The sequence below is a fragment of the Rhodobacteraceae bacterium D3-12 genome, from assembly GCA_025916135.1.
Taxonomy (GTDB): Bacteria; Pseudomonadota; Alphaproteobacteria; order Rhodobacterales; family Rhodobacteraceae; genus JAKGBX01.
Genome location: CP104793.1, coordinates 678788 through 698517 on the forward strand (window position 1 = coordinate 678788; position 19730 = coordinate 698517).

Below are 19730 nucleotides of genomic sequence, written 5' to 3' on the forward strand. Positions count from 1 at the left end.
ATGATCTATAACTATTATTGAAATGACTTAATTGGAGGGCCGCATCATGGCCAGCGATATTCTTTTGGTGGATGTGCAGGACGGGGTTGCCACCCTGACGATGAACCGCCCGGGCAAGCGCAATGCGATGTGCGACGAATTGCTGGAGGCGATTGATGCCTTCTTCTCGAACCCGCCCGAGGGGGTGAAGGCCGTGGTTTTGACCGGCACAGAAGGGCACTATTGTTCCGGGCTTGATTTGTCCGAGCATAAGAGCCGCGACGCGGAAGGCACGATGCGCCATTCGCGCGGCTGGCATGCGGTGATGGACAAGATCCAGTATGGCGGTCTGCCGGTGGTGAGCGCCATGTTCGGGGCGGTGATAGGCGGCGGGCTGGAGATTGCCACGTCGACCCATGTGCGGATCGCCGAGCCTTCGACCATTTTTCAGCTGCCCGAGGGGCGGCGCGGAATTTATGTCGGCGGCGGTGCGAGCGTGCGGGTCGGGCGCATTCTGGGCGCGGACCGGATGGTTGAGATGATGCTGACCGGACGCAAATACGGGGCTGAGGACGGCTTTACGCTGGGGCTTGCGCACTACAGCGTGGGCGAGGGGGAAGCGTTGCCGATGGCACAGGATCTGGCGCGCAAGATCGCCAAGAACGCGCCTTTGTCGAATTATGTAATGATCCATGCGCTGAGCCGGATCGAGGATATGGACAAGGCGGGCGGGCTGTTTACCGAGCCTATGTGCTGCGCTGACCCAGACCAGCCCGGATGCGGTTGAAGGGCTGGCGGCGTTCCTTGAAAAGCGGCCTCCGAGCTTTGGGGGTGAACCGTTGGCGGAACCGGTGAGCATTCAAACCCAAGTGGAAACGGTCAGCGATGCGCCGCTGCGCCAGTTCATCGGCTATCACATGAAACGGGCGATGGCGGTTTTACAGGCCGATCTGAACAAGGCGCTAAAGCCGTATGGGTTGCGGATGGTGACCTATTCGGCGCTGGCGATGATCGTAAAGAATGCAGGGTTAAGGCAGGCGCAGCTTGCCGATGCCTTGGCGATTGAACGACCCAATCTGGTGGTCATTCTGGACGAGTTGGAGACGGCCGGGCTGATTACGCGCGACAAGGTGCCGACGGATCGGCGGGCCTATGCGCTGAACCCGACGTTGAGGGGGCGGACCCTCTGTGAGGAGGCGACGGCGGCGAACCGGGCGGATGAGGCGCGGTTGCTTGGAGGATTGGACGAGGAGAAACGGGCGCAGGTGATCGAGGTGATGCGCCTGATCGAGCGGGCCGGAGGAGGACAGAAAGATGAAACGCACGACGCGGTTTGAGCCGCATGACACCGAACTGTTGCGCCGCGACGACGGCACGATGATTTATCGCAGCCGCAAGGCGATGAGCGACACGGTAGGGCGGACCGGGGATTGGCTCCATCGTTGGGCCAAGGACGCACCCGAGCGGGTGTTCATCGCCGAGCGCAGCGGCGCGGGTTGGCGCGAGGAGCGCTATGGTGCAGTGCTCGAGCAGGTGCGCGCGATTGCCGAGAGCCTGCTGGCACGGGGATTGAACAACGCCACGCCGATCTTGGTCATGTCGGGCAATGGGGTGGATCACGGGCTTTTGGCACTGGCGGCGCAGTATGCGGGCATTCCCACGGTGCCGGTGGCGGAGCAATATTCGCTGATCCATGGGGCGCATGGGCGCTTGCAGCACGCGATCGAGCTGGTCCGGCCCAAGATGGCCTATGTGGTGGATGCCGGGCAGTATGATGAGGCGCTGAACCTGCCGGATTTCGACGACATTGAAGTGGTTGCCTCGCGGGTTGCCGGACGAGCGGGGGTGACGCCGTTTAGCGAGCTTATGAAGGGCGATGCAAGTGTCGACGTTGACGCCGCCTTTGCCAAGGTGACGCCTGAGACGATGGTGAAGATTTTGCTGACCTCTGGCTCGACCTCGGCGCCGAAGGGGGTGATCACGACGCATAAGATGATGTGCGTGAATCAGGCGCAGATTCTTGACAGCCTGCCGCAATTGAATGACCGGGTGCAGCGCATCGTTGATTGGCTGCCTTGGAACCATGTCTTTGGCGGTTCGCATAACTTTAACATGATGCTGGCCAATGGCGGCGCGCTGTATATTGACGATGGCAAGCCGGTGAAGGGCCTGTTCGAACGGACGCTGGAAAACCTGTCGATGGTGACAGGGACGCTGAGCTTTAACGTGCCGGTTGGGTTTGGTTTGCTTATTAAAGCGCTGGAGGCGGATGCGGGCCTGAAGCAGCGGTTTTTTGAAGATCTCGATATGATCTTTTATGCTGGGGCATCGCTGCCGCAGGACATGTGGCAGGCGCTTGAAAACATGGCGCTTGAGGTGAAGGGCGAAGTGCCTTTGATGACCTCAAGCTGGGGTTTGACCGAGACGGCCCCGGCGGCGATGTTCCAACAGGAGCCAACCGATAGCGCGGGGCGGATTGGTGTGCCGATGAGCGGCATCGAGTTGAAGCTGATCCCGGATGAAGACCTACGCTGTGAAGTGCGGTTGCGCGGGCCGTCGATCATGCCGGGGTATTTCGAAAGCCCGGAAAAGACGGCGGATGCCTTTGATGAGGAAGGGTTTTTCATCACCGGCGATGCGATGAAATTCGTTGATCCGGAAAATCCGAACCGGGGCATGAAATTCGATGGCCGTATCTCGGAAGATTTCAAGCTGAACACCGGCACATGGGTGCGGGCTGCGCAACTGCGGCTTGATCTGTTGGCGCTGCTGTCGCCGATCGCGGCGGACCTTGTGGTAACGGGGGCCGATAAGGCGCAGATCGGTGTGATGATCTTTCCCAACATGGCCGAATTGGAGCGCGAAGGCTTTGCCAGTGATGCACTTGACGGGGCGCTGAGTGACAAGCTGTTGCTGGGCGAGGTGCATCGCCGGTTGGCGGAGCGGGCGCGCGAGGTGTCGGGCTCTTCGGTGCATGTGGGGCGGGCGATGGTGTTGGCCGAGCCGCCGAACATGGGCGAGGGAGAGATGACCGCCAAGGGGAACCTGAATTATCGCAAGGTTCTGGACCGGCGCAAGGCGCTGCTGGAGCGGCTTTATTCGGACAATGACCCGGCGGTGACAGTGGTTTGAAGCTGGCGAAACGTGCTCCGGACCCGATCCGGGGCCACGCCGAACAGGACAAGAGGCCCCGGAACGAGCCCGGGGCGTGAAGCAACTGGAGACGACAGATGGTAGACATTTCAAAGGTCCGCGCGATCGACATTCACACCCATGCAGAAGAACCGTGTGGGTGCCATGCAGATGACGGCTATGACGATCTGCAATCAACAATGGCGAGCTATTTTCGTGCGCCTTGGAAGCATCCGCCGACCGTGCCGCAAACCGCGCAGCATTACCGCGAGCAAAACATCGCGGCGGTGATTTTTCCCGTCGATGCAGAGCGCGAGACGGGCTATCGCCGTTACAAGAACGAAGAGGTTGCCGAGTTGGCCGCCGAGAACGACGATGTGCTTATTCCATTTGCCAGCATTGACCCGTGGAAAGGCAAGATGGGCGTGCGCGAGGCACGGCGCCTGATCAAGGATTTCGGCATCAAAGGGTTCAAGTTTCACCCGACGATGCAGGGCTTCTGGCCGAATGACCGTATGGCTTATCCGCTTTATGAGGCGATTGCCGAGGAGGGCGGTATTGCGCTGTTCCACACCGGGCAGACCGGGGTGGGTAGCGGTATGCCCGGCGGCAACGGGATGCGTTTGAAATACTCGAACCCCATGGTGATTGACGATGTGGCGGTGGACTTTCCCGAGATGAAAATCATCCTCGCGCACCCGTCTTTCCCTTGGCAGGAAGAGGCGCTTTCGGTGGCGCAGCACAAGCCCAATGTCTATATCGACCTCAGCGGTTGGAGCCCCAAGTATTTCCCCGATATCCTTGTGAAATACTGCAATTCCATCTTGAAGAAAAAGGTTCTGTTTGGCTCGGATTGGCCGATGATCACGCCGGAGCGTTGGTTGAGTGATTTCGAGAAAATCGGCATCAAGGATGAGCTTCGCGAGGGGATCATCAAGGGCAACGCGGCGAAGCTTTTGGGTTTTGAGTGATGAAGCCGTTCAAGGCGCCGCTCGACGACATTCTCTTTACGCTCAACCACGTGGCGGGCGCGCATGCGCTGTCCGAGTGGGACGCGGAGTTTGCGGGCGACATCGGGGCGCATTTTGCCGCCTTTGCGGAGGGCGAGATTGCGCCGCTGGATGAGCCGGGCGATCGGCAGGGTTGTGTCTTGGACGATGGACGCGTGCGGATGCCCGACGGGTTTTGCACGCTCTACAAGGCCTATGCTGAGCAGGGGTGGCCGGGGCTGACCGCGCCGGAGGAATTCGGCGGGCAGGGCATGGGCGCGATGATGCTGGCCATCGTGTCGGAAGTGTTCAGCGGGGCGAACCATTCGTTGCAGATGGTCACCGGGCTGGTGCCCGGCGCGATCCGGGTGTTGATGCGGTTCGGCACCGAGGAGCAGAAGGCGCGCCATATTCCGGGGCTGGCCAGTGGCGAGCTTTTGGCGACCATGTGCCTAACGGAGCCGGGCGCGGGATCGGACCTGTCCAAAGTGCGGTGCCGGGCCGAGCAGAGTGGTGACGGCTGGCGGATCACCGGCGAGAAGATCTTTATCTCGGGCGGCGATCAGGACATGTCGGACGGGATTTTCCATTTGGTGCTGGCGCGGACCTCGGACAATGGGGTTAAGGGGTTGTCTCTTTTTGCTGTGCGCGACGTGGTTGAGGGGGCGCGAAATGGCGTGAGCGTCACCCGGATCGAGGAAAAGATGGGGCTTCATGCCTCGCCCACCTGTCAATTGGCGTTTGATGCGGCCGAGGCCGAGTTGATCGGCAAGGAGGGGCAGGGTCTTTTGGCGATGTTTACCATGATGAACCACGCGCGATCAGACGTGGCGTTGCAGGGCGTGGCCCATGCGGCGCGGGCCTATGACGTGGCGCGGGCATACGCAGAAGAGCGGGTGCAGGGGCGCAAACCCGATGGCAGCGCCGCGGTTCTGGCGGATCATGCGGATGTGGCGCGGATGCTCGACGAGATTGACATGCTGGCGCTGGGGGGACGGGCGATTGCGCATCTGGCCTTTGTCACGATGGAGCGGGGCGACGCGCCTGCGTTGGTTGAGTTCCTGACGCCGGTGGCCAAGTATTATTGCACCGAGGCCGGGATGCGGGCGGCGGAATTGGGCGTGCAGGTGTTAGGCGGGTATGGCTATCTTAGCGAATACAGGCTTGAGCAGACCTATCGCGATGCGCGGATCACGGCGATTTACGAAGGGGCCAATGGCATTCACGCACGCACGCTGGCGACGCGGTTGCTGAAGGGTGCCGAGGCGGAGGCTTTTGAAGAGTTCTTGCGGGCCGAGGCAGAGCGGTTTGGCGGTGGTGTCTCGGCGGTGTTGAGCCAATGGCAGGAGGCGCGAGACCTGCTGCGCGGAGCGCGCGACGCGAGCGTGTTGGCCGATGATTTCATGCAGGTGACGGCGATGGCTTTGCTCACGGCGCTTTGGGCGCGCATGGAAAGCGCGGCAGAACAGCACCCCGAACCGGCGCGCATCACGCGGGTGGCGGCGCGCGCGGGGCGCTGGGTGCGCGCGTTCGCGCCCGGCTATCTTGTGCGGATGGGTGAGGAGGCGGCCTGATCCGCGATCAGGCGGTGCGTTTCAGCGACGCCGTAAGGTTGGATAAGGCAAAGATCACAGCGGCGAGGCAGACCATGGTTGGACCTGCTTCGGTTTCAAACCAGATGGCGAGTTGCAGGCCGCCCAAGGCCGAGAGGACCGCAATGCCGGTGGCGATCACCGTCATACGCTCGGGCGTGGTGGCATAGGGGCGGGCGGCGGCGGCCGGGATGATGAGCATCGCGCCGATCAGCAACACGCCGACCACTTTGATCGCGACAGCCACCACAAGGGCGAGCGCCAGCGTGAGGATCAGCTCTTCGCGTTTGGGGTTGATGCCAGAGGCATAGGCCAGATCGGTGTTGAGCGTTGTGGTCAGAAGCGCCGACCAGCGCCAGATCAGCAGCGAGAGGATCAGCGCCGCGCCGCCCCAGATAATGGCGAGATCCCAGCGTGACACGGCGAGGATTTCACCAAAGAGATAGGCTGCGAGATCTAGCCGCACGCCTTGCAAAAACCCGACGGCCACAAGCCCGAAGGCCAGCGCGGAATGGGCAATGACGCCAAGCAGCGTGTCCATCGTGTGGCCGCGTCCGGAGAGCGACCAGACGGTCACGGCGACGATCAGCGACACCGCCAGAACCGCAGAGAACACCGGCAGGCCAAAGGCCAGCGACAGCGCCACGCCGAGGATCGCAGCGTGGGCGGTGGCATCGCCGAAATAGGCCATGCGGCGCCAGACGACGAAGCTGCCCAAAGGCGCGGCGGCAAAGGCGACGCCAACGCCGGCGAGCGCGGCACGGATCAGAAAGTCGTCGAGGAAGCTCATTGTGCGGACTCGTTGTGGTCTTGGTCGTGCTCGTGCGAATGATCGTGATGATGGCCGTTCGCATGATCATGGTGGTGGTCGTGGTCATGTTCGTGCCGGTAAAGCGCCAGAGCGCCTTGGGTGCCGGTGCCAAAGAGCGCCCGGTATTCCGGGGCGGAGGCGACATGTTCGGGCGCGCCATGACAGCAAACATGACCGTTGAGACAGATCACCCGGTCCGACGCGGCCATGACCACATGCAGCTCGTGGCTGACCATGAGAACGGCGCAGCCGAGGTCATCGCGCAGCCGGGCGATGGTTTCATAAAACGAGGCCGAGCCGGGTTGATCGAGGCCCTGGGTCGCTTCGTCAAGGATGAGCAATTGCGGATCACAGAGCAACGCACGGGCGAGGAGAACGCGTTGGAATTGGCCCCCGAAAGGCGGGTCATCTGGCGATCTCCCAGCGTTTCGGCCCCGGCGCGGGTAAGTGCGGTGGCGGCGTCTGCGTCGCTGACCCTGTTCGGCAGGCTGAGGAAGCGGCGCACCGTGAGCGGCAGGCTCGGGTCGATATGCAGCTTTTGCGGCACATAGCCGACACGCAAGCCGGGCTGTCGCGTGAGGGTGCCGGAGGTCGGAGTGATCGCCCCGATCAGGGTGCGCAAAAGCGTGGATTTGCCCGACCCGTTGGGGCCAACGATGGTGACAATCTCTCCGGGGTCTAGGGCGATGTCGACGCTATTCAGCACTGTGTTCCCGGCGAGGGACACGTTGCAATTCGCCAGCGAAATAAGGCTCATTCGGGCGTGTCCTGACATTTCGGGCAAAGGCCTTCGGCTTCGACCACGGCACGTTCGATTGTGAAGCCGCTCTCTTTGGCGGCGCGGCCAAGGTCGCCTTTGGTCGGGTCGGCATAGGTTTCGGCCACGGTCGAGCATTCGCGGCAGATCAGGAAAGCGGGCGCGTGGTTCTGGCCCATATGACCGCAGGCGGTGAAGGCGTTGAGGCGTTCGATCTTGTGCGCGAAACCGTGGCTGACCAGAAAATCAAGCGCACGGTAGGCGATGGGGGGCTGCGCGCCGAGCCCTTCTTCGCGCAGGCGATCAAGGATCTCATAAGCGCCAAGGGCGCGATGATCTTCGAGCAGGATTTCCAGAACGCGGCGGCGTTGCGGGGTGAATTTCAACCCTTCGCGCGCGCAATATTCAACGGCGGCGCCGACGCCTTTGTCGATGCAATGGGCGTGGTCATGCGTGGTAAAGCCCTTGGATGTCATGCCGTCGGATCCTGCCAGCGTTGCGGTAAATTCGGCTCTTGATATGTTATCGTATCACATATATCAAGCCGCAGATTGTTACAACATAACAGGTGCACGATGCGACGGATGAAAGCGGGAATTTGGGCGAGTGTTGTTTGGGCCGGTGCGGCCGGTATGGCGATGGCAGACGTGCCGAACGTGGCGACGGATATACCGCCCGTACATTCGCTGGCGGCGCGTGTGATGGCCGGTGTTGGCACGCCCGACCTTGTGGTGCGCCCCGGTGCATCGCCGCATGGCTATGCGCTTCGGGTGTCTGAAGCAAAGGCGCTTGATCGAGCGAATTTGGTCTTTTTCGTTAGCGACGGGTTAACGCCGTGGTTGGAAGAAATGGTTGAACCGCTTGCCACCAAGGCGAAGGTCATCGAACTGCAGACTATACCCAATACCTTAACATTTCCTTTTAGGGAGAGTGCGGTCTTTGCTCCGCATGGCGATGACAAGCACGAGGGCCATGACCACGGCGATCACAAGCACGAGGGTCACGACCACGGTGATGACAAGCATGAGGGCCATGACCACGGCGATGACAAGCATGAGGGTCACGACCATGGCGATGACAAGCACGAGGGCCGCGACCACGGTGATAACAAACACGAAGGTCACGACAAACATGCCGAGGGCGGCGACGGCCATGACGGGCATGACCACCACGGGCACGACCATTCGGGCGCGGACCCGCATAGCTGGCTTGACCCGGCCAATGGTAAGGTTTGGATGGCAGCCATGGCCGAAGAGCTGGCCAAGCTGGACCCGGATAATGCCGACGCCTATCGCAAGAATGCCAAGGATGGCATTGCCGAGATCGACGCCGCCATTGCAAAGGCCACTGAAATCCTTGCCCCTGTAAAGGACGCAAAGTTCGTCACGTTCCACGATGCCTATCAGTATTATGAGCGCCGCTTTGGGCTTCGCAATATCGGGTCGATTTCGATGAGCGATGCGCGCAAGCCGGGGCCGGGGCGGGTGAAAGAGATCCGCGATGCCGTTCGCGCCCAAGGTGTGGCCTGTGTCTTTTCCGAGCCGCAATTCAACGCCGGGTTGGTTAACACCGTGTTTGAGGGCAGCAGCGCCAAAACCGGCTTGCTTGACCCGCTTGGGGTAGAGCTGGAACAGGGGGCGGCGCTTTACCCGGCGCTGGTCGTGGCGCTGGCGCAGGAAATGGCGACCTGTATGTCGCCCGAGTGACGCATTTGGCATTGACCCTCGCCTGACAAGCGCCGTTGATGGGCGCAGTCAAGCGAGGGAGCCACCAGATGCCGATTGAGAACGCCGCTTTTTCCCAAAGCGAATATGACCGCCGTATCGCCAAGACCCGCGCCGCGATGGCGCGGGCGGGTGTTGAAGTTTTATTTGTCACCGACCCGTCGAATATGGCGTGGCTGACCGGCTATGATGGCTGGTCTTTTTACGTGCATCAGGGGGTGATCCTAGGGCCGGAGGGTGCGCCCGTCTGGTGGGGGCGCAGCATGGACGGGCGCGGTGCGCGGCGCACGGTCTGGATGGATGATGCGCAGGTCATGCCCTATGGCGACGCTTATGTGCAATCGACCGAGCGCCACCCGATGCAGCATCTGGGCCAGCTTTTACAGGAGCTTGGCCATGGCTCTGCGCGGATCGGGGTCGAGCTTGAGAACTACTATTATTCGGCCAAGGCGCATTTGAGTTTGGTCGAGTCCTTGCCGGGGGCAGAGATTGTGGATGCCACGGCTTTGGTCAACTGGCAGCGCAATATCAAATCGGGTGAAGAGCTTGATTTCATGCGCCGTGCCGCGCGGATTTCCGAGAAGGTGATCACCCTTGCGATTGAACGAGCCGAGCCGGGCAAGCGCAAAAACGAGCTGGTGGGCGATATTTTGCAGGCCGGTGTCTATGGCGTGGGCGAGGATTGGGGGGATTACCCCGCGATCCTGCCGCTGACCCCGTCAGGGGCGGATGCAAGCGCGCCGCATCTTACGTGGGACGGGGCCGAAATGCGCGCGGGCGAGGCGACGTTTTTCGAGCTGTCCGGGTGTTACCGGCGCTATCACGCGCCGCTGTGCCGGACCGTGCATCTGGGCAAGCCGCCGCAGGTGATGCTGGACGTGGCGGAGGTGCTGAGCGAGGGGCTGGAAGCCGGGCTTGAGGCGGCGCGGGCGGGCAACAGGGCCTGTGATATTGCCAACGCTTTGGGCGGGGTTCTGGAGCGTGCGGGGATCGAGCGCGGGGCGCGTTGTGGCTATCCCATTGGCCTCAGCTATCCGCCGGATTGGGGCGAGCGGACGGTGTCGTTGCGCGAGGTGGACGAGACCGTGTTGGAGCCGGGAATGACGTTTCATTTCATGCCGGGGCTGTGGATGGACGACTGGGGCCTTGAGACAACCGAGAGCATTCTGATCCGCGAAGAGGGTCCGGCGGAGACGTTCTGTGACATCGAAAGAAAGCTGTTTGTGAAGCCATGAGCGCGGCGGTGGAACCGGCGGCGGGAACGCCGTTGATCTGGCGTTTGGCGCCTGCGATTTTTGTGGTGTTCTGGGCCGGGGGATACAGCTTTGCCAAGCTGGGCTTGCCCTATGTCGAGCCGTTCACGATGCTGGTTCTGCGCTATGGGTTTTCGGTTGTGATCCTTGGTGGATTGCTGGCGTTTATGCGGGTGGCGTGGCCGAAGGGCGCGGCGCATTGGGGCGCACTCGCGCTGACCGGGTTTTTGATCCAGAGCGTGTATTTCGGCCTGAGTTATATGGCGTTCAAGGCCGGGGTGAATGCGGGCACATTGGCGATTTTCATGGCGCTTCAGCCGCTGTTGGTGGCGGGGGCGGGGGTATGGATGTGGCCCGAAAACCGGGGCACGGGCGCGCTTTGGCTGGGGCTTGTTCTGGGCTTTGGCGGCGTGGTTCTGGTGATTGTGTCGGGTGATACGCTGGGGGCGAGCCCATGGGTGGCGTTGATGTTCGCGGCGGGGGCGTTGTTGGGCATCACCAGCGCGACGCTGTTTGAAAAACGCCACGGGTTTCGCACGCATCCGTTGGTCGGGGCGTTGGTGCAATATGTCGTGGGGTTTGGCACGCTGTTGCCGGTGGCGTTGCTGTTCGAGACGCAGGTGATCGAATGGCACCCCAAGCTGGTTATCTCGCTGGCCTATCTGGTGGTTGGCAACTCGTTGATTTCCGTTACGCTTTTTGTTGGCTTGGTGCAGCGAGGGAACGCGACACGGATTTCGGCGCTGCTCTATCTGGTGCCGCCTTTGGCGTTGCTGATCGCTTGGGTGTTGCTGGGCGAGACGCTTGCGCCGTTGGCGTTTGTTGGATTTGTGATCTCGGTCGTTGGGGTGTTCATGGTGAACCGGGCGACGGGGTAGACCGGGCTAGAACGGGCTAGTCTGGCATGTCGTCTTCGATGTAGGTGCGGATGTTTTCCTCAAAACTGGTATCGGCGGAGAGGCCGAGGCGGAGGGCCTTTTCGGGGCGGAAGTCATAGCGCCAGCCATTGACGATTTTCTCAATCTCGGGCTGGGAGGTCCAGGTGATATGCTTGGCCGCGTCGGGGCCAGCGACCGTGGTGAGGGCGGCGATCATCTGGGCGATGGTCGAGGTGCGTCCGGGCATGATCATACAGCGGTTTTGGCCAAGATCAGCCGCCGGGATTTCGGCGCCGATCACGAGATTTTCCACGCATTTACGGGGGGATAGGTAATAATGCGGGAAGTCCTGATCCACCGGGCAATTGGCGGGGATACCGGCGAGAGGCTCGCGGATGATCGAGGACATGAAGGAGGAGGCGGCGAGGTTCGGCTTGCCCGGACGGACCGAGATTGTGGGCAGTCGGAAGCCGCGGCCATCGACAAAACCACGGCGGGAATAATCGTTGAGCAGCGCCTCTCCGATGGCCTTTTGCGTGCCGTAAGAGGTTTGCGGATTGAGGAAGGTGGCATCGGTGATCGGATTGGGACCTCGCCGCCATAAGCCGCGATGGAGGACGAGAAAACCACTGTCGGCGCGGTGCCGAGGGCGCGGCAGCGTTCAAGCACGTTGAGGACGCCCATCATGTTGATATTCAAGCCAGTTTCAAACTCGGCCTCGCAATGTGAAGAGAGCGCGGCGGCAAGGAGATAGATCACATCGGTCTGTTCGGTGATGCAGGTGGCAAGTGACGCGGGGTCGGTGATGTCGCAATGCCGGGTGGTGATCGGCGCGGCGGGGGGAAAGGGCGGAGCGGCGAGATCGGCGCAGGTGATTGCGGTGATGTCGCGCCCCATAAGATGGCCGCGATTGGCCAGTGATTGTGCGAGTTTGAAGCCGATCAGGCCGCTGCCGCCGATGATGAGAATGTTCATGTTGTCCTCTCCCTGTTGGGGGGAGTTTTTCACCCCGAAGGCGTGGTGGCAAGCGCGGGCTTGGCGTGGTTAACTAGGCACAGCGACGGAGAGGCGAGCATGACGAAGAGCATTATTATCACGGGCGCAGGTCGGGGCATTGGCAAGGCCTGTGCGGAGGTGTTTTTAGAGGCGGGGTGGCGCGTTGGATTGGTGGGGCGCAACCTTGCGGCTCTTGAAGCGGTGGCGGCGGGAAACCCGGCGGCGCTGGTGATGCAATGCGACGTGTCCGACGCGAAGGGCGTAACGCAAGCCTTTGAAGATGCTGCAAAAAGCTGGAGTGGATTGGGCGCGATTTTCAACAATGCGGGGGTTGCGCTCCTGTCCAAAACCATCGACGAGATCGACGTTGAGGCGTGGCGCGAGGTGATTGATGTGAACCTGACGGGCAGTTTCATTTGCGCGCAGGCGGCGTTTCGGATCATGCGGGATCAGGCCCGCAGGGCGGGCGGATCATCAACAACGGGTCGGTGTCGGCACATGCGCCGCGCTGGGGTTCGGCGGCGTATACGGCCTCGAAACATGCGATCACTGGCTTGACCAAATCCATATCGCTGGACGGGCGGCCATTCAACATTGCCTGCGGGCAGATCGACATCGGTAACGCCCTGACCGATATGGTGGAAAAGATGACCCAAGGTGTGCCGCAGGCGGATGGGACGTTGCAGGTGGAGCCGGTGCTGGATGTGCGCCATGTGGCGGAGTCGGTGTTGCATATGGCAGAGCTGCCATTGGCGGCCAATGTTCAGTTTATGACCGTTATGGCGACAAATATGCCTTTTGTTGGAAGAGGTTAGCATATTTCCTGTGAAATTTCGTTAAACCTGCGTCCGAAAGGGTTAACGCGAATTTTGGCGGCGAAAGAGGGGGTGACTCCCGGCTGACATCCGGCTGACTCCCGGCTGCCGGGGGATTGGCAGGGGTTAACGCGCGTTAAGGTTAATGGGGCGTGCGGTGGCGGTGGGGCACCATCAGGGCGAGCGCGAGGAGCAACAGCACAGCGGCGGCGACGAAGGTGAGCCGCATCCCATTGGCGATTGCCATTGGCGTGGCGGTTTCGAGTGCGTCGGTGCCGGTGCCAAAGGCAAACACGACACCCATCACAGTGGCCCCGGCGAACAGGCCGAGATTGCGCGACAGAGCGAGGAGGCCGGAAGCGGTGGCGCGTTGATCCGCAGGGGCATGTGACAGGGTGGCGGTGTTGTTGGCGGCCTGAAACAGCTGATAACCGGGGGTCAGGACCGCGATGGCGGCGATATAGCCGATAACGCCAAAAGCAGGGCCAAGCAGCGCCAGAGAGAGCGCCCCGGTGATCAGCGCGAGCAGGCCGATAAGCACCACCCGCTGCGGGCCGAGCGCATCGACCATCCTTCCAGACGGGACGCCGGAGAGGATGGACAAAACCGGACCGACCGCCATGACCAGACCGACCTGCGCGTCACGCAGCCCAAGGGCAAGGCCGAGGAAGAACGGGCCGATGATCAGCGTGGTCATCATCACCATGGCGACGATGAAATTGGCGGTGAAGCGCACCGCTGTTGTGCTGTTGAGGGGGGCAAGCAGGCGAGAGAGGAGGCGCGGGCGCGCGGCAGGTTGAAGATCGGGGCACAGGTTGGTTTGCGGCAGGGGCCGCGGGGCGGTTTGCGGCAGAGGGCGCGGGGCGGTTTGCGGCAGGGGCCGCGGGGCGGTGGAGGGCAATGCCCAGAGCGCCAGCACAAAGGCAACCACGCCGCCGGGCACGAGGACCAGAAACACCGCAGACCAGCCGAACGGGCCGATAAGCGCCCCGCCCAAGACCGGGCCAAGCGCGGTGCCGACCGCCGAGACCGACCCCAGCACCCCCATCGCCCGCCCGACACGCGGCGGCGGGGTGGTGTCGCGCACCATGGCGAGGCTGAGCACCATGAGGATTGCCGCGCCGATGCCTTGGAGTGCGCGCGCCGCGATGAGCGCCGGAAGCGACGGCGCCAACCCCGCCCCTGCCGAGGCCACGGTGAAGATCACTAGCCCGACAATCAGCGTGGCGCGTCGCCCAAAGCGGTCTCCCAGTAGTCCGGCAGCAAGGGAAAACAGCGTCAGCGTGGCAAGGTAGGCCGAGACCACCTGTGTTGTGCTTTGCACCGGCGCGCCAAAGGCACGTGCCAGCGCAGGCAGCGCGATATTGGCGATGTTGTTGCCGAGCGAGGCCAGAAACAGAGCCGTTGCGAGGCAGAGGAACGTGCGGCTGTTAGAGGTCGGGTTGGGGGAGGTCGGGTTGGGGGTGGTCAGGTTGGAGGAGATCATGGGCGGAGCCTGTGTGTTGGATAGGTGCAAGAGAGGCCAAGGGCGGGCAAGATGCAGGTTCAAGCCAACTTGAGGTCAAGCGCGGTTTTCAGGGTGCGTTCACGCAAGCGGTCGGCGGAATTGACGGCTTGTCGCGCAGGCAGAGCGCCCTATTGTGAGCGACAGAACAAGCGGGAGGAATTTGGACATGAAATTGTTGCGCTTTGGCCCTGTGGGGCAGGAGAAGCCGGGGATCTTGGACAAGGAAGGTCAGGTGCGCGATCTGTCGGGTCGGGTGGCGGATTTTGCCGGTGATGGTGTGTCGAGCGAGACGCTGGCGGTGATCGGCGGGATCGACATTGAGAGCCTGCCGGTTGTTGAAGCGCCCGGGCGGATCGGGGCGGCGCTGGCGACGGTGCCGAATTTTTATTGCATCGGTTTGAACTATGCCCGCCATGCCCGCGAGGCGGGGATGGATGCGCCGAAAGAGCCGATCATTTTCTCAAAGGCGACCACCGCTTTGGCCGGGCCGGATGATCCGGTGATGTTGCCGCGCACATCCGAGCGGGGCGATTGGGAGGTTGAGCTGGGCGTGGTGATCGGCAAGCGCGCGCTTTATGTCAGCGAGGCAGAGGCGTTGGACCATGTGGCGGGCTATTGCGTGATCAACGACGTGAGCGAGCGCGCCTTTCAGATTGAACGCAGCGGCCAGTGGATCAAGGGCAAATCCGCGCCGGGGTTTGGGCCGGTCGGGCCGTGGTTGGTGACCCCTGACGAGGTGGGCGACCCGCAGGATCTGGCGCTTGTGATGCGGTTGAACGGCGAGGTGATGCAGTCGTCCTCGACCGCGGATATGATTTTCGGCGTGGCCGAGATCATTTCCCATATGAGCCAGTTTATGGAGTTGCGCCCCGGTGATGTGATCGCCACGGGCACGCCCGAAGGGGTGGGTATGGGCATGAAACCGCCGCGATACCTGCGCCCCGGTGACGTGATGGAGTTGGAGGTTGAGGGGCTGGGCCAGCAGCGCCAAGAGGTTGTTGCGGCGCAGTGAGGGCGTTTTGGCCGAAAGGGTGCTTGGGCGGCTAGAATTTGGCTCGGGTGGCCGGGGGCGTGCGGGAGGGGAAGACATGACGGATCAGAAAGCGATTGCGCTCATCGGCTTAGGCTCGATGGGGTATGGCATGGCCATGTCGTGCCTTGGGGCCGGGCACCGGGTTTGGGGTGTTGATGTGGACGCCGCCCGGATGGAGGCGTTTCGCGCCGAGGGGGGCGAGGCGGGGGCTTTGGACGAGGCTGCCGCCGCTTTGGACATTGTTGCCGTCGTGGTGGTGAACGCCGCACAGACGCAGGCGGTGTTGTTTGGCGAGGCTGGTATCGTTGCCAAGCTGCGCCCCGGTGCGGTGGTTTTAGGCTGTGCGACGGTGGCGCCGGAGTTTGCCCGCGAGATGGCCGCAAAATGCGCGCGTGCGGGGGTTGATTACCTTGATGCGCCGATCTCGGGCGGGGCGGCGAAGGCGGCGGAGGGTCGTCTTTCGGTCATGCTCTCCGGGTCGGATGCGGCCAAGGCAAGCGCCGCGCCGATGTTGCAGGCCGTGGCCGAGAACCTGTTCGATCTGGGCGAGGCGCCGGGGGCGGGATCGGCGATGAAGGCGGTGAACCAGCTTTTGGCCGGGGTGCATATTGCCGCCATGGCCGAAGCGGTGACATTCGGCATGACGCAGGGCATTTCCGCCGCCGAGATTGCGCGGGTGATCCCGCATTGCGCCGGAAGCAGCTGGATGTTGGAGAACCGCTTGCCGCATATTGTGGAGGGCGATTACGCGGCGTGCAGCATGGTCGATATCTGGCCCAAGGGACCTTGGGATTGTTGAGGAAATCGCACAGGGGGCGGGGCTTGATGTGCCGCTGGCCAGCGCGGCTTTGGGCCAGTTCAGCGAGGCTTCGGCGCGGGGATGGGGGCGCGAGGATGATGCGGCGGTGGCCAAGCTTTATGCCGAGCAGGCGGGGCTTGAGCTTCCTGATGGGACGGATGGCAACGGGCATGGCGGGGGTGCGGGATGAAGTTTTCGGCCAACCTAGGGTTTTTATGGGCCGAGTTGGCGCTGCCGGAGGCGATTGCTGCGGCTGGAGCGGCCGGGTTTGACGCGGTTGAGTGTCATTGGCCCTATGATGTGCCAGCGGAGGAGGTGGCGGCGGCGTTGGGCGCGGCGGGGTTTGAGATGGTGGGGCTGAACACGCGGCGCGGCGATGTGGCGGCGGGCGAGAACGGTTTGGCGGCGCTGCCGGGGCGCGAGGAAGAGGCGCGGGCGGCGATCCGCGAGGCGGTGGAGTATGCCGCCGCGATTGGCGCGCGCAACGTGCATGTGATGGCGGGCAATGCCAGCGGCGCCGCGGCGGAGGCCACGTTCATCGAGAACCTGCGGTTTGCCTCTACGCTGGGGCGCGCGGCGGGGGTTGGCATTCTGATCGAGCCGCTGAACCAGTATGATGCGCCGGGGTATTTCCTGAGCACGACGCGACAGGCCGAGGCGGTGATTGCGGCGGTGGGGGCGCAGGTCCTGAGGCTGATGTTTGATTGCTATCACGTGCAGTTGATGGAGGGCGATGTGATGAACCGCCTGACGCGGTTGTTGCCGATCATCGGGCATATTCAGTTTGCCGCCGTGCCGGACCGGGGCGCGCCGGATCATGGTGAGTTGAATTACCCGTGGCTGTTCGAGCAGATCGCTGCCTTGGGATATGATGCGCCCTTGGGGGCGGAGTACAGGCCCGGCGGCGCAACGGCTGCGAGCCTTGGGTGGTTGGCGCGGGCGCGGGGGGAGACGCGGGGCGGCTGAGTCTGCTTTGCCACCATTGGCGCGAGAATTTTTAGCCCGGCTTGAACCCCTCAGAGCGCGGCCTTACACAGCCTCAAAAAGACTAGGCAGTGTGCATTAATGAGAGAGCAGGTAATCCTTCAATCGGTGGCTCCGTTTTTCGAGGAGATCGAAAAGCTGGGGTATGACGTGCATGCGACCAGCGATTTTGAAGAGATCCAGCGCCTTGTTGCCCAGACCGGGCGCGCACAGCAAACCCCGATGATGTCGATTGAGCGGCTGGATTTCACCCGCAAGGACGCGTTTTGGGCCTTCCTTATGAAGGATGGCGAGGCGATCGGCGGGGCGGGGGTGAAATACACCGACCTCGAAAGTGAGCCGTTTACCGAATATTTGCAGCGCACGTCGCGGGCGCAATACGGGCGCGAGAGCGACCCGATTGCCAGCTTTGCGCCGCCGCTCAGCGATATGTTGAAGGGCAAGCTGGTTTATATTGGCGAACTGGAGTTTCGCACCGGAACGCGCGGCAATCTCAAGCTTTTGGCGGCGTTCGGGAAGGTCTTGCAGGGGCTTGCCACGTTAAAGTGGCCGCAATTCGACTGGATGTATGCGATCATCCCCGAAGAGCATTTGAAGTTCGACCACCTTTATGGGTTTTTCGTGACCGTGCCGGATGCGTTGACATGGGCCGAGCCGGTGCCGGCGGGGCGTTTGAATTCGCACGCGTTTCTAGCCATTGAAGGCAGGCACATCGAACATTTGTTCAAGGTCGCCGGCCGCCGAACGCGCCTCCGGAATTATCAAGCACGCGGGCAAAAACCAGAGTGAGGCTGCGCCCATCAATGGTTTGCACCGGCGCGACGATGCGCCTGTAGCTGCCTTGGATAAGCTCTCCGTCGACCGGAACGGATATGGCGACGTCTTCGATATCATAGCGTTGTCTTTTGCAAACACGCCAATGGGATGCGAGCGAGTTTTCGATAATCGACGGGTCGAAGGAGCTGACCTTTTTGAGGTATTCGTCGGTATCGCTGATGTTAAAGAACTGCGCGGCGAGGCTGTGCTGTCCGATCCGCTTTGGTGCCATGATCTTGGTGTCGGGGGTGGGCAATTCGAACAGGTCAACGCGTTCGCGCAGGGCGTCGAAATCGGTCAGGCGGCCATTGTTGCGGTGCAGCCAGTTGAGCACGTCATCGCAGAGGATATCGGTGCCATGGCGGCGCATTTCGTCCTGAACCTCGCGCAGGGCTTGGGAATAGGCCAAGGCGGCGCGGCGGTGCAGCACGTCCGAGGTTTGCGGCGCAGCAAAGCCAATGGTGGCGCGCGATTTGGAGAAGATTTCAAGCGACACATTCGCCGCATCGCACAGCCGTTGGATCGTGGAAAAGGGGATTTCACGCTCGAGCGAGATCTGGGCGTGGAGGGTGGAGTATTTCAGATCAGCGGCAATACAGGCAGCTTTTAGCCCGCCGAAATATTGTTCGCAGAAGCGGGAAACTTTGGTGCCTAGATCATTCATAACACACACATTGCAAAACACAGATGTGGATTGTCAATCCACTTTTGCAGATCGGCTGAAGATCGGCTGAAGATCGGCGGGCGGAAAAGCGGTTGCGGGCCTTTCTGCTTCCTGATTGCTTGAGCGCAAAGAGGGAGGGACCTATGACCAAAGTAACCTACGAGAAAGACGGGCGCATTGCACGCATTACCTTGAACCGGCCAGAGGTGATGAACGCGATTGACGATGATCTGCCGCGCGAACTGGCCGAGGCGGTGGCGCGGGCAGAGGCGGACGACGGCGTGCATGTGATGTTGCTGAGCGGCGCGGGGGAGGCGTTTTGCGCAGGCTATGATCTGACGTTTTATGCCGAGAACAATGGCACCAACAATGTCACGCAGGAGATGCCGTGGGATCCGATCAAGGATTACCGGTTCATGTGGAACAACACCCAGCATTTCATGTCGCTGTTTCGTGCGATGAAGCCGGTGGTGACCAAGGTGCACGGGTTCGCTGTGGCGGGTGGGTCGGATATCGCCTTGTGTTCGGACATGGTGATCATGGGCGAAAACGCCAAGATCGGCTATATGCCGACGCGGGTTTGGGGCTGTCCGACGACCGCGATGTGGGTCTATCGGCTGGGCCCGGAAAAGGCCAAGCGGATGCTGTTTACCGGCGACAAGATCACCGGGCGCGAGGCCGAGGAGATGGGGCTTGTGCTGAAGGCGGTGCCGGAGGCGCAGTTGGACGACGAGGTGGAAGCGCTGGTGGCGCGGATGGCCAGCGTGCCGATCAACCAGTTGGCGATGCAAAAGATGGTGATTAACCAGCCGATGGAGGCGTCGATCAACGCCACGCAGCGGTTGGCGACAGTGTTTGACGGCATCACGCGGCATTCGCCCGAAGGGTTGAATTTCAAAGCCCGTTCCGAGGCCGAAGGCTGGAAACAGGCGGTTGATGATCGCGATCAGGGCACGTGGGACTGGACCAAGAACGAGCCGCTCCCCAAGAGCAACCGCTGA

General features: G+C 61.9%; 17 protein-coding genes and 4 pseudogenes. 14 read left to right on the forward strand and 7 right to left on the reverse strand.

What is annotated here, in order from left to right:
* Positions 1 to 46 precede the first annotated feature (46 nt).
* From N4R57_03365 to N4R57_03385, 5 genes and pseudogenes are all read left to right on the forward strand, one after another.
* Positions 47 to 806 (forward strand): annotated as a pseudogene (locus N4R57_03365) (crotonase/enoyl-CoA hydratase family protein).
* A 24-nt stretch (positions 807 to 830) separates the two neighbouring features.
* A complete protein-coding gene (locus tag N4R57_03370) occupies positions 831 to 1316 on the forward strand; it encodes a MarR family transcriptional regulator (protein ID UYV39503.1) in 486 nt (161 codons plus the stop codon).
* Positions 1294 to 3111, forward strand: coding sequence for a feruloyl-CoA synthase (locus tag N4R57_03375; GenBank protein UYV38146.1), 1818 nt, complete (start codon positions 1294 to 1296; stop codon positions 3109 to 3111). The genes N4R57_03370 and N4R57_03375 overlap by 23 nt, the downstream gene beginning before the upstream one ends.
* 98 nt (positions 3112 to 3209) lie before the next feature.
* On the forward strand, positions 3210 to 4082 hold the full coding sequence (locus tag N4R57_03380; GenBank protein ID UYV38147.1) for an amidohydrolase family protein: 873 nt from the start codon (positions 3210 to 3212) through the stop codon (positions 4080 to 4082).
* Positions 4082 to 5674 carry an acyl-CoA dehydrogenase family protein gene (locus N4R57_03385; protein UYV38148.1) on the forward strand — a complete coding sequence of 531 codons (1593 nt, stop codon included), beginning with the start codon at positions 4082 to 4084 and terminating at the stop codon, positions 5672 to 5674. The genes N4R57_03380 and N4R57_03385 overlap by 1 nt, the downstream gene beginning before the upstream one ends.
* A 7-nt stretch (positions 5675 to 5681) precedes the next feature.
* Here the strand turns inward: N4R57_03385 and N4R57_03390 are convergent, their stop codons facing one another.
* The 3 genes and pseudogenes from N4R57_03390 to N4R57_03400 form a co-directional block, all read right to left on the reverse strand.
* Positions 5682 to 6482 (reverse strand): metal ABC transporter permease, encoded by an 801-nt coding sequence (locus N4R57_03390; GenBank protein UYV38149.1) that lies wholly within the window; start codon positions 6480 to 6482, stop codon positions 5682 to 5684.
* Positions 6479 to 7260 (reverse strand): annotated as a pseudogene (locus N4R57_03395) (metal ABC transporter ATP-binding protein). The gene N4R57_03390 and the pseudogene N4R57_03395 overlap by 4 nt, the downstream one beginning before the upstream one ends.
* Positions 7257 to 7736 (reverse strand): transcriptional repressor, encoded by a 480-nt coding sequence (locus tag N4R57_03400; protein ID UYV38150.1) that lies wholly within the window; start codon positions 7734 to 7736, stop codon positions 7257 to 7259. The pseudogene N4R57_03395 and the gene N4R57_03400 overlap by 4 nt, the downstream one beginning before the upstream one ends.
* A 108-nt stretch (positions 7737 to 7844) precedes the next feature.
* Here N4R57_03400 and N4R57_03405 point away from each other — a divergent pair, with 108 nt between their 5' ends.
* From N4R57_03405 to N4R57_03415, 3 genes are all read left to right on the forward strand, one after another.
* Positions 7845 to 8966: a zinc ABC transporter substrate-binding protein gene (locus N4R57_03405; GenBank protein UYV38151.1), complete on the forward strand. Its 1122-nt coding sequence runs from the start codon at positions 7845 to 7847 to the stop codon at positions 8964 to 8966.
* Positions 8967 to 9034: 68 nt separating this feature from the next.
* Positions 9035 to 10219 carry a M24 family metallopeptidase gene (locus tag N4R57_03410; GenBank protein UYV38152.1) on the forward strand — a complete coding sequence of 395 codons (1185 nt, stop codon included), beginning with the start codon at positions 9035 to 9037 and terminating at the stop codon, positions 10217 to 10219.
* Positions 10216 to 11115 (forward strand): DMT family transporter, encoded by a 900-nt coding sequence (locus tag N4R57_03415; GenBank protein ID UYV38153.1) that lies wholly within the window; start codon positions 10216 to 10218, stop codon positions 11113 to 11115. The genes N4R57_03410 and N4R57_03415 overlap by 4 nt, the downstream gene beginning before the upstream one ends.
* Before the next feature lie 16 nt (positions 11116 to 11131).
* On the opposite strand, the gene N4R57_03420 is transcribed toward N4R57_03415, so the two are convergent.
* Both N4R57_03420 and N4R57_03425 read right to left on the reverse strand, forming a co-directional pair.
* A complete protein-coding gene (locus N4R57_03420) occupies positions 11132 to 11416 on the reverse strand; it encodes a hypothetical protein (GenBank protein ID UYV38154.1) in 285 nt (94 codons plus the stop codon).
* Positions 11413 to 12090 (reverse strand): NAD-dependent epimerase/dehydratase family protein, encoded by a 678-nt coding sequence (locus tag N4R57_03425; protein ID UYV38155.1) that lies wholly within the window; start codon positions 12088 to 12090, stop codon positions 11413 to 11415. The genes N4R57_03420 and N4R57_03425 overlap by 4 nt, the downstream gene beginning before the upstream one ends.
* 99 nt (positions 12091 to 12189) lie before the next feature.
* Here N4R57_03425 and N4R57_03430 point away from each other — a divergent pair.
* Positions 12190 to 12926: pseudogene (locus tag N4R57_03430) on the forward strand (SDR family oxidoreductase).
* Positions 12927 to 13068: 142 nt separating this feature from the next.
* Here the strand turns inward: N4R57_03430 and N4R57_03435 are convergent.
* Positions 13069 to 14412, reverse strand: a complete 1344-nt coding sequence (locus tag N4R57_03435) for an MFS transporter (protein UYV38156.1) — start codon at positions 14410 to 14412, stop codon at positions 13069 to 13071.
* A gap of 187 nt (positions 14413 to 14599) precedes the next feature.
* Here N4R57_03435 and N4R57_03440 point away from each other — a divergent pair, with 187 nt between their 5' ends.
* The 4 genes and pseudogenes from N4R57_03440 (at position 14600) to N4R57_03455 (ending at position 18038) form a co-directional block, all read left to right on the forward strand.
* Complete coding sequence (locus N4R57_03440; GenBank protein UYV38157.1) at positions 14600 to 15445, forward strand: fumarylacetoacetate hydrolase family protein; 846 nt, start codon at positions 14600 to 14602, stop codon at positions 15443 to 15445.
* Between the two features lie 76 nt (positions 15446 to 15521).
* Positions 15522 to 16455 (forward strand): annotated as a pseudogene (locus N4R57_03445) (NAD(P)-binding domain-containing protein).
* Positions 16452 to 17231: a TIM barrel protein gene (locus N4R57_03450; protein UYV38158.1), complete on the forward strand. Its 780-nt coding sequence runs from the start codon at positions 16452 to 16454 to the stop codon at positions 17229 to 17231. The pseudogene N4R57_03445 and the gene N4R57_03450 overlap by 4 nt, the downstream one beginning before the upstream one ends.
* A 99-nt stretch (positions 17232 to 17330) precedes the next feature.
* On the forward strand, positions 17331 to 18038 hold the full coding sequence (locus tag N4R57_03455; protein ID UYV38159.1) for a hypothetical protein: 708 nt from the start codon (positions 17331 to 17333) through the stop codon (positions 18036 to 18038).
* Here N4R57_03455 and N4R57_03460 read toward each other — a convergent pair.
* Positions 17974 to 18729 carry a hypothetical protein gene (locus tag N4R57_03460; GenBank protein ID UYV38160.1) on the reverse strand — a complete coding sequence of 252 codons (756 nt, stop codon included), beginning with the start codon at positions 18727 to 18729 and terminating at the stop codon, positions 17974 to 17976. The two genes, N4R57_03455 and N4R57_03460, sit on opposite strands and share 65 nt — an antisense overlap.
* A gap of 143 nt (positions 18730 to 18872) precedes the next feature.
* Between N4R57_03460 and N4R57_03465 the strand changes: the two genes are divergently transcribed.
* Positions 18873 to 19730, forward strand: a complete 858-nt coding sequence (locus tag N4R57_03465; protein ID UYV38161.1) for a crotonase/enoyl-CoA hydratase family protein — start codon at positions 18873 to 18875, stop codon at positions 19728 to 19730.